This window comes from Actinokineospora bangkokensis, from assembly GCF_001940455.1.
In the GTDB taxonomy this organism is placed as follows: domain Bacteria; phylum Actinomycetota; class Actinomycetes; order Mycobacteriales; family Pseudonocardiaceae; genus Actinokineospora; species Actinokineospora bangkokensis.
In genome coordinates, this window is record NZ_MKQR01000011.1 from 201064 (window position 1) to 215071 (window position 14008).

The following is a 14008-nucleotide window of genomic DNA, read 5'->3' on the forward strand; positions in this document are numbered from 1 at the left end:
GCGGGCCGCTACTCCGGCGCTGTGGGGTTGGTGCCCTCACGGGCGCGGGCGGCCTTGGAAACCCGCCGGACCTCGCCGAAGTAGGCGACGAGGAAGACCAGGAACAGCAGGATGCCCGCGGCGCTCAACCAGAACACCGACATGCCGAACAGGCGCAGGACCACGTGCGCGGTGAGGCTCAGGAAGGCGAGGGCACCCACGATGGCGATCGACATGCGGCCGGGGTCGCGGGGGTGCCGGAACGCCTGGGTCAAGCGCAGGCTCACCTGTTCCTGCGGCTTGTACCACCCCTTGCGCAGCCCCACTCCGACGCCCACGACGATGATCACGCCCATCACCGCGTACGCCCAGATCACGGGTAGGTCCAGCACGCCGGTCGCGGCTCCGAGCGCGGCCGCGAGCACCACGGCGCCGACGGAGAACGCGGTGCGCGCACGAGCAGAAGGCAAGGTGGACCCCCAGTAGTCGACCGGCTGCCGGTAGCGGTTCCATGATCGCACCGGGGAGGGGCGCCCGCACGGGGGCCGTTCCGACGCAGGTCGGAACGGCCCCCGCGTCACGTGCCGACCGCGTCGACCACCGCTGCGCCGACCGCCGATGCCCCCGCCGCATCGGCTGCCCACGCGGCGTAGCCGTCCGGGCGGACGAGCAGCGCATCGGGGCGCGGGTCGCGCCAGTGCGCGGTGACCACGCGGTCCTGCGGCACCGCCACCTCCACCCCGGCGGGCAGCACGAGCACGTGCTTGCCCGCGCGCAGCAGTTCGTAGAGCCTGCCCGTGGACAGGTCCTGGTCGGGGACCCTCCTGCCCACGAGCTTGTGCGACCCGCGCGGCGCCGGGTACGCGTAGCCGACGCCGGTGATCTCCCCGATCGCCGCGCGGCTGACCGGGCGCACGTGCTTGACGACGAACGAGCGCACCGCGCGCAGGGCGACCTCGGCGGGGTTCTTGGCCATGGCCAGGCGCAGGTTCAACCCGCTGCTGCGCAGCACCTTCGCGCCGACCGGGTGGCGTTCGGCGTGGTAGGTGTCGAGCAGCGACGGGGGTGACCAGCCCTTGACCACCGCGGCCAGCTTCCAGCTGAGGTTGGCCGCGTCCTGCAGGCCGGTGTTCATGCCCTGCCCGCCCGCGGGCGAGTGCTGGTGGGCGGCGTCGCCCGCGAGCAGGACGCGGTCGACGCGGTAGCGGGGGGCTTGGCGCTCGTCGCTGTGGAAGCGGCCGAGCCAGCGGGGCGAGTGCATGCCGTAGTCCGAGCCGAAGGCCCGCTCGGTGATCGAGCGCAGCTCCTCGAACTCCACCGGGGCGTCGTCGGGGACGTCGCGGTTGCGCCGGTCCCAGCCGCCGATGCGCCACCAGCCGTCGCCGAACGGGGCGATGAAGCCGAAGGCGTCCCCGATGCCGTGCACGCGGACGACGACGTCCGGTTCCGCGCGCAGGCGCACGTCGGCCAGCACCACCGACTTGATGACCGCGTGCCCGGGGAACGGCACCCCCACCGCGGCGCGGACGGCGCTGCGCACGCCGTCCGCGCCCACCAGGTAGTCCGCGCGGAACTCCCCCGCCGGGGTCACCGCGGTGACCCCGGCGCCGTCCTGCTCGACCGCGGTGACCTCGGTGCCGTGGTGCAACTCGACACCGAGGTCCCGGGCGCGGCGCAGCAGCAGCCGCTCCACCTCGTACTGCGGGGTGACCAGCAGGAAGGCGTAGCGGGAGTCCAGCGAGGTGATGTCGAACGGCAGCGAGCCGAACAGCCGCAGCTCACCGATGACCTGGCCGCGGGCGACCAGCTCGTCGGCGAGGCCGCGCGCGTCGAGCAGCTCCAGGGTGCGGGCGTGGACGCCGAAGGCGCGGGAGAGGTTGCTCAGGCCCTCGGGCCGCTTGTCGAGCACGGTGACCGGGACGCCCGCGGCGGCGAGGTCGCCCGCCAGCAGCAGCCCGGTCGGGCCCGCGCCCACGACGAGCGCGCTCACCGGTCCAGGTTCAGCAGCTCGACGTACGCGTCGACGCGCAGGCCCGCGCCCTTGATCTGCGCGGTCTGCTCGGCGCCGAGCACGCCCACCGACGCGGCGTAGGAGGCGCCGCCGGTCGGGCCCAGCGGCAGCGCGATGCCGGGCGGGGCCGCGGTGTACTCGACCAGCTCGCCCTCCCCGGTCGCCAGCGCCCGGATGTTGCGGGCGACGACGCCCGCGTGCTGCTCCGCGGACTTGGCCATCTTCGCCTCGGGGATGTCGGTGACGTCACCGATGGCGAACACCGTCGACTGCCCGGTGACGCGCAGGTGCGGGTCCACGCTGAGGTGGCCGCGGGCGTCGCGGGCGGCGGCGAGGTCGCCGTCGAGGTAGCCCGTGGTGGGCACCACGCCGTAGAGGCGGTACCAGAGGTCGCCGGTGACCTCCTCGCCCGAGGTGGTGCGCGCGGTGAAGGCGCCGGGCTCCCCCGGCTCGGTGGGCGGCTCCTCGGCCAAGGCGGAGCCGAGCACCAGCCGCACGCCCAGCGCGTCGAGCTGCTTGCGGATCTCGGCGCGCAGCTCGTCGGGCAGGTCGGTGGCGCCCAGCACGTCGGCGGCGGGGTCGACCAGGGTGACGCCCTTGTCCGGCCACACGTGCTTGATCTCGCCCGCCAGCTCCAGCCCGGCCGGGCCCGCGCCCAGCAGCACGACCTCGGTGGCGCCCGCCAGGGCGGTGTGCGCCGCCCGCAGGCGGGCCTCGGCAGCGGCGGTGTCGTGCTCGTCGACCTTGGCCGGGAACGGGTAGCCCGAGCCGGTGGCCAGCACGACGTAGTCGGCGTCGACCCGCCCGCCCGAGGCCAGGGTGACCCCGCCCGCGTCGACGTGCGCGGCCCGGTCGCGCACGACCTCGCCGCGGGTGAGCAGCCGGTCGTAGGGGAAGAACAGCCTGCCGGGCCAGTCCGGGTCCACCAGCACCCGCAGGATGGCGACGTTGTGCACGAACGCCTCGCGCGGCTCGACGAGCACGACGTCGGCGAACTCGTCCAGGGCCTTCGCGGCGGTCGCCCCGCCGTAGCCGCCACCGACGACAACGATCTTGGTCATGGTCTCCTCAACCCCACAGGCGAGCCAGCGGCTCGACCAGTTCGTGTTCTTCGTAGGACAGGTGGGACAGCAGCGCGTCGGTCAGCAGGTCGACCGCGGCGCGCAGCCGGGCCGGGTCCAGCGGCTGCTCGACGAGCACCCGGTCGATGCGGTCGACCAGGCCGTGCAGCGCGGTGTGCTCGGCCTCCAGCCGGTCGACCACCGCGCCGAGGCGGGGGTCGAACCGGCGCAGGCCCGGGAAGACGTCGGTGTCCTCGCGGTGGTGGTGCAGCACGACGAGCCTGCAGAACGCCTGGCAGTACCCGCCGGTGGGCGTGCCCGCCCGGCGCAGCACCAGGGTGTGCAGGCGGTCGCGGGCCGCGGCGGCGCCGAGGACCCCGGACTCCAGGTCGGCCAGCAGCCCGCGCAGCTGCGCCAGCTCGGCCCGGATGAGGTCGTGCACCTCGATCAGCCGCCGCCCCGCGGCCTGCTGGCGGGGGGTGTAGCCGCGGCCGCCGGGGTCGTGGGGCGCGCGGGGGCGGGTGCCCTCGTCCCACAGCCGCTCCCGGCTCAGCCGCACCCCCGGGTCGGGGGTGGGCACCGCGGCCAGCTCACCCAGGGTCATCCGGCCACCCGTTCCAGCGGCGCGGGCGCGGGCCTGCGCAGGGTGCCGGGTCCGGCGAGGGCGGCCAGGACGGCGACGCCCATGGCGATCGTGGAGAGGGTGAACGCGGTGGTGTAGCCGGACTCGGCGGGGGTCCGGGTGCCCGGGATGGTGTTCGCGGTGACGATCGTCGAGGCGATCTGGGCGCCGAAGGTGCCGCCGATCGTCCGCATGATCGTGTTGATCCCGGTGGCCTCCCCGGTCTGGCGCGGGTCGACGGCGCTGACGACGAGGTTGGCCAGGGACGCGAAGGCGAACCCCACACCGATGCCGAGCACCCCGTTGGCCAGGTAGATCGTCCACGGGGTGTCGTGGGCGGTGGCGAACAGCAGGAACCCGAGCCCGCCGATCACGCAGGCCAGCACCAGCGGCAGCTTGAAGCCCACGGCCGCGCCCAGCCGCCCGGCCAGTGGGCTGGCGACGAGCATGGCGACCGCCATCGGGATGATGAACAGCCCCGCGCCGGTGACCGAGGCGCCGAAGCCGTACCCGGCCGAGGGCGGGGTCTGCACCAGCAGCGGCACCAGGGTGAAGGCGCCGTACATGCCCAGGCCGATGATCAGCGCGGTGGCGTTGGAGGTCAGCACCGCGGGGATGCGCAGCAGCCCGATGTCCACCAGCGGGGCGGCGGTGCGCCGCTCGACCACCCCGAACACCACCAGCAGCGCCACGGCCGCGGCGAACAGGCCCAGCACCGGCGGCGACGCCCAGCCCCACACCCGGCCGTTGCTGATCGCCAGCAACAGCGCGACCAGCCCGGCGGAGAGCAGCAGCGCCCCCACCCAGTCGACCCGGGCGGGCGAGGTCACCGGCGACTCGCGGATGAACAGCGCCACCGCGGCGATGCCGACGACCGTGACCAGCAGCATGAGCCAGAAGACCCAGCGCCAGTCCAGGGCGTCGACGATGAGCCCGGGCACCACCAGCCCCACGCCGAAGCCGATGCCGAAGGTGGAGCTGATCCAGCCGATCGCCACCGGCACCCGCTCGCGCGGGAACTGCTCCCTGGCCAGCCCGAAGGCCAGCGGGAAGGTGGCCGCGCCGACGCCCTGCACCGCCCGGGCGGCGATGAGCACGCCCAGCGAGGGCGCCAGCGCGGCCAGCAGGGTGCCCAGCGCGGTGACGGTGAGGCTGGCGATCAGCACCCGCCGCTTGCCGAACATGTCGCCCAGCCGCCCGAGCAGCCCCGTCGCCACCGACGCGGTGAGCAGGAAGGCGCTGAGCACCCAGGACACCGAGGTCGTGGACGCGCCGAACGCCTGCTGCAACGTCGGCAGCGCGGGCACGGGCATGGTCTGGAGCAGGGAGAACGACAGCACGGCGATGAGCAGGGCGGCGAACGGTGCCGCCACCGCGCGCTCCTGGGTGGTCATGGGTCCGCTCCTCGGGGGTGGGTCCAGAAATCGTGTCGCACCGATATCATTACATGACGACACCATGTCGTCCACCGCGTAGGATCGCCGCATGGACCACCCCGGGACCCGACCGCCGTCGCTGCTGGCCCTGCCCTCCTACGTGGCCGGGCACCTGGCCCGCATCGCCCGCCGCGCGCTGGTGGACGCCCTGGCCGAGCACGACCTGCGGCTGCCGCACTTCGCGGTGCTCTCCGGGTTGGCCGACTTCGGCCCGCTGGCCCAGCACGACCTGGCCGACCGCCTCGACCTCAACCGCAGCCACCTCGTCGGCTACCTCGACCTGGTGGAGGCGCGCGGGCTGGTCGAGCGCGAGCGCGACCCGGCCGACCGGCGCAGGCAGCGGGTCACCCTCACCGAGCGGGGCCGGGCGCTGTGCCGGGAGCTGGCGGTGCGGGCGCGGCGGTCGCAGGAGGAGTGCCTGGCGGTGCTCAGCGAGCAGGAGCGGGACACCCTGCTGGCGCTGATGCTGCGCGTGGTCACCGCCGACGACGCCGAACGGGCCGGGCACGCGGTCTGACCCGGCCCCCGCGGCCCCGGTGCCGGGGCGCGGCGGCACGACCGCCGCACCCCGTTCTCCGGACCAGGGCCTGCCCTAGGGCCTGCCCTCAAAGCCTCGCCCAGCGATAGCCGCGCCAGATCGAACGCAGGCGGCACCGGCCGAGGGACCGAGTACATCCAGTACGAGGTCCCTCGTCCGGGCACCGCCTGCGTCCGATCTGATCACGACTCTCACAGAGCAGGCTTTGAGGACAGGCCCTAGCCGACCTCGGCGCGCACCGCCGGGAAGACCTCGCGCGCCAGCACCTCCTGCTCGGCCACGCTCTGCGGTGCGAGCTGGAGGAAGGTGAACCCGGCGCGCACGACCTCCACGACCTGGCGCACCACCTCGTCCACGCTGCCGGTCACCAACCCCGGCCGGGAGACCTGCCCCGGGTCGACCCGGGTGGTGAAGTTGGCCGCGCAGGTGATCGAGTCCGGGTCGCGGCCCGCCTCGACCGCGGCGGCGCGCACGACCTCGCGCATGGCCACCGCCTGCGCCAGGTCGATCCGCCCGAACGAGGGCAGCCAGCCGTCGGCGACCTGCCCGGTCAGCTTCAGCGCGCGCGGCCCGTAGGAGCCCAGCCAGATCGGGATCCGGTGCTCCGGCAGCGGGTCGATGCGCGCCCCGGACACCTGGAACTGCTCGCCGGTGAAGTCCACCGGTCCGCCCGCCCACAGCTCGCGCAGGATCCGGATCGCCTCGCGCTGGGCGGTGATCTTCGCCCCGGGCGTGCGCACGGTGAGCCCGAACGCCTCGAACTCGTGGTCGTAGCCGCCCGCGCCCAGGCCGATCACCAACCTGCCCCCGGAGAGGCGGTCGAAGGTCTCCGCCGACTTGGCCAGCACCGCGGGCGCCCGGTAGGGCAGCCCGAGCACGTTGGTGCCCAGGCGGATGCGGGTGGTCTTGGCCGCCAGCCAGCTCAGTGCCGTCCACGGCTCCAGCGTCGGCTGCTCGGTGTGCAGGTGGTCGCTGAGGCTGAACAGGTCGAAGCCCAGCTCGTCCGCGCTCTGCGCCAGGTCCAGCAGCCGCGCCGGGTCGGCGCCGCGCAGCACCCCGCCCGCGCCGAAGCGCACGCCCTGCTCGTCGTTCTGGTCGTCGTTCTGGTCGTCGTTGTCGCTCATGCCTGGTCCCCCGTCGTGCGGTCGGTCATGCCCGTGCCTGCTCTTCCTCGGAGTGCCCGTCGCCGGTGGCGATCGGGCGGGTGGTGTCGGCCGACCACGCCGACCAGCTGCCCGGGTACAGCGACGCGCGCACGCCGATCCGCTCCAGGGCCAGCAGGTCGTGGCACGCGGTCACCCCGCTGCCGCAGTACACGGCCACGTCCGCGCCCGGCACCACCCCGAGTGCCGCGTAGTGCGCGCGCAGCCGCTCGACGGGGGCTAAGGTGCCGTCGCCGTTGAGGTTGTCGCCCCAGAAGGCGCTGCGCGCGCCGGGGATGTGCCCGGAGCGCACGTCGCTGGGCAGCACGTTCTGGCCGGTGTAGCGGTCGTGGGCGCGCGCGTCCAGCAGCACCTCGCTGTCCCGCACGGTGTCTGCCGTGCGGAAGGCTCCCGCAGGCCACTCGACGGCGGTGCGGGTCACCGGTTCCCTGGTGGTGGCGCCCGTCTCCAGCTCGCCCGGCCAGGCCTGGATGCCGCCGTCGAGCAGGTGCGCCCGCTGCCCCAGCAGGCGCAGCAGCCAGACCAGCCGGGCGGCGTAGGCGCCGCCGCTGTCGTCGTAGGCCACCACGACGGCGTCGTCGGCGATGCCGAGCCGCCCGAGCCGGTCCGCGAAGCCCTCCGGGGTGGGCAGCGGGTGCCGCCCACCCCCGGGGGTCGGCGGGGCGGACAGGTCGGTGTCGACATCGGCCCAGACCGCGCCGGGCAGGTGGCCGGACTCGTGCGCCGCGCGGCCGCTGCGGCCGTCGAGGTACCAGCGCACGTCGACCACCACGACCTCGTCAAGGTGCGCGCCGAGCCAGTCGGCGTCGACCAGTGGTCCGGTCATGTCACTCCTTGCGGTGGATGTGCTCGGCGCGCACGCGCAGCAGCACGCGCTCGCCCTCGGCCTGGCGGACCTGCGGGCTGCCGGTCCACTTGGTGAAGGTGGTGCGGGCCAGGGCGAGGGCCTCCTCGCCGCGCACCACCTGCACCACCCGGCCGCGGACCTCGATGTAGCGGCGGCTGTTGTCCGGGTCGAGCAGCAGGATGTTCACCCGCGGGTCGCGGGCGACGTTGCGGTACTTCTGCCGGGAGTCGTTGGTGCCGACGAGGATGTGGCGCTCGTCGGCGTGCGGCCACACCGCGCTGGTCTGCGGCTGGCCGCCGGGCATGAGCGTGGTGAAGATGCCCAGGGTGCGGCCCGCCGCCAGGACCCGGACGTCCTCGGCCAGCACGTCCGCGAGCGGGTCGCCGGTGGCCGCCTCAGGCAACGGTGGTCACCTCGCTGCGGCGCACCTGCGGGAGCACCTGGTCCGCGATCAGCTCGGTGGCCGCGCGCACCTCGGCCGCGGGCACGCCGCCGATGTCCACCGACAGCAGGTGCAGCTCGTGGCCCCACAGCTGCTGGAGGTGGCCGAGCTTGTCGACGACCTCGGCCGGGCTGCCGCACAGGGCGGGCCCGTTGGGGCCGATGTGCTCCTCGATGTCCGGTGCGCCGCCGGGCCGGGCGCTGAGGTAGCTGGCGATGTAGGTCGACCACAGCTCGCGCGCCCGCTGGGAGGTCTCGGCGACGAACGCGTGGCTGGCCCCGCCGAGGGTGCCCGGTTCGTCGGGGCGCCGCTCGCGCCACTGGGTGCGGTAGGCGTCGAAGTACGGCACGAACGCCGCGGGCTCGCGCGCGGTGGTGCCGAACACCATCGGCAGGCCGTGGTCGACCGCGAGCGCGATGGAGTCGGGGTTGGTGCCGCCGCTGATCCACAGCGGTGGGCGCGGTTGCAGCAGCCGGGGCTGCACGAGCACCTCGTGCAGCGGCGGGCGGAACTGCCCGCGCCAGGTGACGCTCTCCTCGGTCCAGAGCCGGATCAGCAGCTCCAGGTTCTCCCGCTTGCGCGCGCCCTTGGTCTCCTGGGCCTGGTCGAACACCACCCACGGCTCCGGGAAGAACGACCCGCCCGCGATGACCTCCAGGCGCCCGCCGGAGAGCTGGTCGACCAGCGCGTAGTCCTCGGCCAGCAGCACCGGGTCGCGGTTGGCGACCAGGGTGGTGCCGGTGGCGAGCCGGATCGTGGTGGTGGTCTCGGCGATCGCGGCCAGCACCACCGCCGGGTGCGGGATGGTGTCGCGGTCGCGGAAGTGGTGCTCGCCCACGGTGTACCAGGCGAAGCCGAGGTCCTCGGCCTCCTTGGCGGCGTCCACCACCTCGCGCAGGCGGTCGCGCTGGGTGGGGGTGGCGCCGGTGCGCGGGTCCGGCAGCAGGCTGCCGAAGGTGATCAGCCCTAGGTCCATGATGCTTCTTCCTCCGTGAGGCCGGGAATGGCGTCCAGCAGGCTGCGGGTGTAGGGGTGCCGGGCGGCGGTGAACACGTCCTCGGTGGGCCCGGTCTCGACGACCTCGCCGCGGCGCATCACCGCGACGCGGTCGCTGACGTGGCGCACCACCGCGAGGTCGTGGGAGATGAACAGGTAGGACAGACCGCGCTCGCGCTGCAACCGCACGAGCAGGTCGAGGATCTGCGCCTGCACCGTGACGTCGAGCGCGGACACCGGCTCGTCGCACACCACCAGCTCCGGGTCCAGCGACAGCGCGCGGGCGATCGCCACGCGCTGCCGCTGCCCGCCCGACAGCTCGCCCGCCTTGCGGTCGGCGGTGCCCGCGGGCAGGGCGACGCTGTCGAGCAGGTGCGCGACGGTGGGCCCGTCGGTGACGCCGAAGTTGCGCAGCGGCTCGGTGAGGATCTGCCGGACGGTGAAGCGCGGGTTCAGCGACGCGTACGGGTTCTGGTAGACCAGCTGCACCCGCCGGTGCAGCTGGCGCAGCTCGGCGCGGCCCGCGGTGGTGATCTCGGTGCCGCCCAGGCGCACGCTGCCCGAGGTCGCCCGCTCCAGGCCGAGCACGAGCCGGGCGGTGGTGGTCTTGCCCGACCCCGACTCCCCCACCACGCCCAAGGTCTCGCCGCGGCGGACGTGGAAGCTCACCGAGTCCACGGCGGTGCGGTGCCGCTTGCGCAGGCCGCTGCCGCGCACGGGGAACACCTTGGTCAGCTCCCGGACCTCCAGCAGCACCTCCCGGCCGTCCTCCACCGGCGGGCGCGGCGCGGGCCGGGACGTGGACAGGTTGTCGGCCAGCAGCTGCCGGGTGTAGGCGTCGGCCGGGTCGCGCAGCACCCGCTCCGTCGGACCGGACTCCACGACCCTGCCCCGCGACATCACCACCGTGTCGTGGGCGCGGTCGCCCGCGACGGCGAGGTCGTGGGTGACCAGCAGGATCGCGGTGCCGGTGGTGTCGGCCAGGTGCTCCAGGTGGTCGAGGATGCGCCGCTGCACGGTGACGTCGAGCGCCGAGGTCGGCTCGTCGGCCACGAGCAGGGCGGGGCGCGCCGCGGTGGCCATGGCGATGAGCACCCGCTGGCGCATGCCGCCGGAGAGCTCGTGCGGGTACTGCTTGGCCCGCGAGCCCGCCTCCGGCAGGCCCGCCGCCTCCAGCAGCTCGACCACCCTGGCGGGCCCGCCGGGCAGCCCGTGCACCCTGAGCACCTCGCCGACCTGGCGGCCGACCGGCTTCGTGGGGTCCAGGGCGACACCCGGGTCCTGCGGCACGAACCCGATCCGGCGCCCGCGCACCGACCGCCACGCCTTCTCCGGCAGCCCGACCAGCTCCTCGCCGTCGAGCCGGATGCTGCCGCCGAGCACCCGCCCGGTGCCGGGCAGCAGCCCGATCACCGCGTGCGCCATCGTCGACTTGCCCGACCCGGACTCCCCGACCACGGCCGTCACCCGGCCGCGCTCCAACTCCAGGTCCAGCCCCTCCACGGCCACGTGGTCGCCGTAGGCGACGCTCAGCCCCTCGATCCGCAGCAGGGTCACGCGCGGCTCCGTTCGCGTTCGAGGACCCGGGAGATCCGGTTGGCGGCCAGCACCACGACCATCACCGTGATGCCGGGCAGGGCGGTCAGCCACCAGGCCAGGCCCAGGTAGTCGCGCCCGTCGGAGACGAGCGCGCCCCACTCCGGGGCGGGCGGGGGCTGGCCGTAGCCGAGGAAGCTCAGCGAGGACACGCCGAGCACGACGATGCCGAAGTCCAGCGCCGCCAGCGCCAGCACCGGGCCCGCGGCCGCGGGCAGCACGTACCGGGGCAGCACCTGCCACCAGCGCGCACCGCACATCACCGCCGCCTCGACGTAGACCGCGGTGCGCACGCGGACCACCTCCGAGCGCATGACCCTGGCGAAGGCGGCGACGCTGGTGATGCCGACCGCCACCGCCACGTTGACCGTGCCGAACCCCAGCGCGCTGATCACCAGCAGCGACAGCAGCACCGGCGGGATGGCCAGCGCCACCTCCAGCACGCGCATGACCACCGCGTCGAGCCAGCCGCCGAAGTACCCGGCCACCAGGCCGAGCAGGGCACCGACGACCACGGCCAGGGCGATGGCGAGCACGGCGGCCTTGAGCGAGAGCGCCGCGCCCGCCACCACCCTGGCGTAGACGTCGCGGCCGAGGTGGTCGGTGCCGAACAGGTGCTCCCAGCTGGGCGGGAGGAACTTCTGCGCGGCCACCCCGGCCACCGGGTCCTGCCCGCTGAACAGGCCGGGGGCCAGCGCCCAGCCCAGCACAAGCAGCAGCACCGCGGCCGAGAGCAGGGAACCGGGTCGCCTCACCGCGCCACCGCCGCCCGGCCGGTGGACCTGATGCGCGGGTCGAGCACGGGGTAGAGCAGGTCGACCGCGAGGTTGACCACCACGAAGGCCAGCGAGGCGACCACGACCACCCCCTGCACCACCGGCAGGTCCTGGGTGCTGACGGCGAAGAAGATGTCGCGGCCCATGCCCGGGCGGGCGAACACCGTCTCCACCAGCACCGACCCGCCGATCACCGACCCGGTGAGCAGCCCGAACACCGTCACCGCCGGGATGGCGGCGTTGCGCAGCCCGTGCCCGAGCAGCACCCGCAACCGGCTCGCGCCGACGGCGCGGGCGGTGTCGGCGTACGGCTCGTGCAGGGTGGCGTGCAGGCTCTTGCTGAGCACCTGCCCCACCAGCGCCGTGCCCGGGATGGCCAGGGTGCACGCGGGCAGCACCAGGCTCGCGAACCCGTCGTCGCCCAGCGAGGGCAGCAGGCCCAGGTCGAGCGAGAACACCTGGATCAGCATCAGCCCCACCCAGAACGAGGGCATCGACACCGCGATCGAGGGCACCGAGCGCAGCACCTGGCGCCCCAGCGGGCTGCGCACGTGGTTGGCCGCCACCGCCAGCGCCGTCCCGGCCAGCAGGGCCAGCACGAGCGCGGCGGCGCCCAGGCGCAGGGTTCCGGGCAGCGCGGCGGAGATCATCGCCGACACCGGCTGCCCGGTCTGGATGGAGCGGCCGAAGTCGCCGTGCAGCGCCTCGACCAGCGCGCCGAGGTACTGGTCCAGGACCGGGCGGTCGAAGCCCAGCTCCGCGCTCACCCTGGCGACCTCCGCCGGGGAGGCGGACTCGCCGTCACCGCGGCCGTTGAGCATGAGCGCCACCGGGTCGCCCGGCAGCAGGCGGACGGCGATGAAGGTGGTGGTGAACGCGGCCCACACCACGAACAGCGCCTGGGCCACCCGTCCGGCGAGGTAGGTCAGCACGTCGTCACCCCAGTTCCGCCTCGTGCAGGTTCAGCCGCAGCGAGGCGTCGAACGCGAGGTCGGTGACCTTGTCCGAGACCGCGCTGACGAGCGAGCCCTCGTAGAGCGGCACCGTGTCGGCGTGGTCGAGGATCCAATTCACGGCGTTGGTGACTGCGGTCTGCCGCTCGGCGGCGGTGGCGGCGGACAGCTGCTGCTCCAGGTAGGTGTCGAGCTGGCTGGCGGGCAGGTGCCAGAGGTTCTGACCCTTGCTGTAGAACAGGTTGCGCAGCACGTCCGGGTCGGCCCGGGAGACCGCGACGGCGGTGATGTCGAAGTTGCCCGCGCTCTGCTGCTCGACGTACTTGGCGGGCGGCACCGCGTTGAGCTGGAGCTCCACGCCGATCTTCTTCAGCTGGGCCTGCACCTGCTCGTTGGCCGCGGGCATGGGCGCGGGGATGAGCCAGTTCAGGGTCAACCGCGCCCCGTCCTTGACGCGGACGCCGTCGGCGCCCTTGACCCACCCGGCCTCGTCGAGCAGCCGCTCCGCGCCCGCCTGGTCGAACTTGATCTGGGTCGTCGGCTGGTAGAACGGGGTGGACGAGGACAGCACGCTCGTGGCGGGCTTGGCGCGGGAGCCGAGGACCGTGGAGACCAGTTCCTCGCGGTTGATGCCGATCAGCAGCGCCTTGCGGACCCGCTCGTCGGCCAAGGCGCCCTTGTGGTTGAGCGACAGCGGGGCGACCACACCCGGCGACGGCGCGGACAGCAGCCGGAAGCCGCCGCTGGAGAAGGAGTCCTGGTCGGTGGGCTGGACCTGCGTGGCGACCTGCACCTGCCCCGAGCGCAGCGCGGTGGAGCGGGCGCCGTTCTCCGGGACGAAGACGAACTTCACCTGGTCGAGGTGGGCCGCGCCCTTCGTGGTCGCCAGCGAGGACGGCCAGGCGTAGTCGGGCCGCTTCTTGATGACGACTTCCTGGTTGGCGGTGTAGTGGTCGAGTACGAACGGCCCGGAGCCGACAAAGTCACCGCGGCAGCGGTCGGCCAGCGGCTTGGCGGCGGTGGCCTTGGACAGGATGCCCAGGCCCGCGCCGGAGGTGGCCTGCAGGAACTGCGCGTTGGGCTTGTCGAAGCCGATGGTGAACGTGCGCGCGTCGGTGATGGTGGTGCCGGTGTAGCCGCGGATGTAGGCGGGGGCGCCGTTGGCGGGCAGCTTCACCAGGTTGTCGTAGGTGGCCTTGACCGACTCGGAGTCCACCGGGGACCCGTCGGAGAAGGTGGCGCCCGCGCGCAGGGTGAACTGGAAGCGCTTGCCGCCGTCGAGGGCGGTGAACGACTCGGCCAGCCAGGGCACGACCTTGCCGGTCTTGGGGTCCTGGTCGGTCAGGGTGTCCACCAGGGACCGGGAGATGTCCAGCGACACCAGTTGGCCGGTCTGCTGCGGGTCGAGGCAGGTCGGGTCCGCGGGGGTCGCGATGGTCAGCGCGCCGCCCCCGGTCGTCGCGGCACCGGAGGCGCAGGCGGCGGTGGCGGTGACGGCGAGGAGGGCTACTGCGGTCCCGAGCGTTCGGGGGGTGGACATGGCGGACCTCACGTGGGGGGTGCGGGGTGGGGATCTCGGCACGGGGCC

At 74.1% G+C, this 14008-nt stretch carries 14 protein-coding genes; 1 reads left to right on the plus strand and 13 read right to left on the minus strand.

What is annotated here, in order from left to right; translation table 11 throughout:
* Positions 1–8 precede the first annotated feature (8 nt).
* From BJP25_RS11790 to BJP25_RS11810, 5 genes are all read right to left on the minus strand, one after another.
* Positions 9–449, minus strand: a complete 441-nt coding sequence (locus BJP25_RS11790; protein ID WP_143219020.1) for a hypothetical protein — start codon at positions 447–449, stop codon at positions 9–11.
* 107 nt (positions 450–556) lie between these two features.
* On the minus strand, positions 557–1969 hold the full coding sequence (locus BJP25_RS11795; RefSeq protein WP_075974915.1) for an FAD-dependent oxidoreductase: 1413 nt from the start codon (positions 1967–1969) through the stop codon (positions 557–559).
* Positions 1966–3051, minus strand: a complete 1086-nt coding sequence (locus tag BJP25_RS11800; RefSeq protein WP_075974916.1) for an FAD-dependent oxidoreductase — start codon at positions 3049–3051, stop codon at positions 1966–1968. The genes BJP25_RS11795 and BJP25_RS11800 overlap by 4 nt, the downstream gene beginning before the upstream one ends.
* Positions 3052–3058: 7 nt before the next feature.
* Entirely contained in the window at positions 3059–3655 is a 597-nt protein-coding gene (locus tag BJP25_RS11805; protein ID WP_075974917.1) for a hemerythrin domain-containing protein, read from the minus strand.
* Positions 3652–5067: an MFS transporter gene (locus BJP25_RS11810; RefSeq protein ID WP_075974918.1), complete on the minus strand. Its 1416-nt coding sequence runs from the start codon at positions 5065–5067 to the stop codon at positions 3652–3654. The genes BJP25_RS11805 and BJP25_RS11810 overlap by 4 nt, the downstream gene beginning before the upstream one ends.
* 91 nt (positions 5068–5158) lie before the next feature.
* Between BJP25_RS11810 and BJP25_RS11815 the strand changes: the two genes are divergently transcribed.
* On the plus strand, positions 5159–5626 hold the full coding sequence (locus BJP25_RS11815; RefSeq protein ID WP_075974919.1) for a MarR family winged helix-turn-helix transcriptional regulator: 468 nt from the start codon (positions 5159–5161) through the stop codon (positions 5624–5626).
* A 239-nt stretch (positions 5627–5865) separates the two neighbouring features.
* Here BJP25_RS11815 and BJP25_RS11820 read toward each other — a convergent pair whose 3' ends face one another.
* The 8 genes from BJP25_RS11820 to BJP25_RS11855 are packed head-to-tail and all read right to left on the minus strand — an operon-like array spanning position 5866 to position 13960.
* A complete protein-coding gene (locus BJP25_RS11820) occupies positions 5866–6771 on the minus strand; it encodes an LLM class flavin-dependent oxidoreductase (protein ID WP_075974920.1) in 906 nt (301 codons plus the stop codon).
* A 25-nt stretch (positions 6772–6796) separates the two neighbouring features.
* Positions 6797–7636, minus strand: coding sequence for a sulfurtransferase (locus BJP25_RS11825; RefSeq protein WP_075974921.1), 840 nt, complete (start codon positions 7634–7636; stop codon positions 6797–6799).
* Between the two features lies 1 nt (position 7637).
* Positions 7638–8060, minus strand: coding sequence for a TIGR03618 family F420-dependent PPOX class oxidoreductase (locus BJP25_RS11830; protein ID WP_084793923.1), 423 nt, complete (start codon positions 8058–8060; stop codon positions 7638–7640).
* Positions 8053–9075, minus strand: a complete 1023-nt coding sequence (locus BJP25_RS11835) for an LLM class flavin-dependent oxidoreductase (protein WP_075974922.1) — start codon at positions 9073–9075, stop codon at positions 8053–8055. The genes BJP25_RS11830 and BJP25_RS11835 overlap by 8 nt, the downstream gene beginning before the upstream one ends.
* Positions 9066–10652 carry a dipeptide ABC transporter ATP-binding protein gene (locus BJP25_RS11840; RefSeq protein WP_075974923.1) on the minus strand — a complete coding sequence of 529 codons (1587 nt, stop codon included), beginning with the start codon at positions 10650–10652 and terminating at the stop codon, positions 9066–9068. Before BJP25_RS11840 ends, BJP25_RS11835 begins: the two co-directional genes overlap by 10 nt.
* Entirely contained in the window at positions 10649–11446 is a 798-nt protein-coding gene (locus tag BJP25_RS11845; RefSeq protein ID WP_084793924.1) for an ABC transporter permease, read from the minus strand. Before BJP25_RS11845 ends, BJP25_RS11840 begins: the two co-directional genes overlap by 4 nt.
* Complete coding sequence (locus BJP25_RS11850) at positions 11443–12399, minus strand: ABC transporter permease (protein ID WP_075974924.1); 957 nt, start codon at positions 12397–12399, stop codon at positions 11443–11445. Before BJP25_RS11850 ends, BJP25_RS11845 begins: the two co-directional genes overlap by 4 nt.
* Positions 12400–12403: 4 nt before the next feature.
* The gene (locus tag BJP25_RS11855) at positions 12404–13960 is read right to left on the minus strand and encodes an ABC transporter substrate-binding protein (protein WP_075974925.1); all 1557 of its coding nucleotides are present in this window, start codon (positions 13958–13960) and stop codon (positions 12404–12406) included.
* Between the last annotated feature and the right edge of the window lie 48 nt (positions 13961–14008).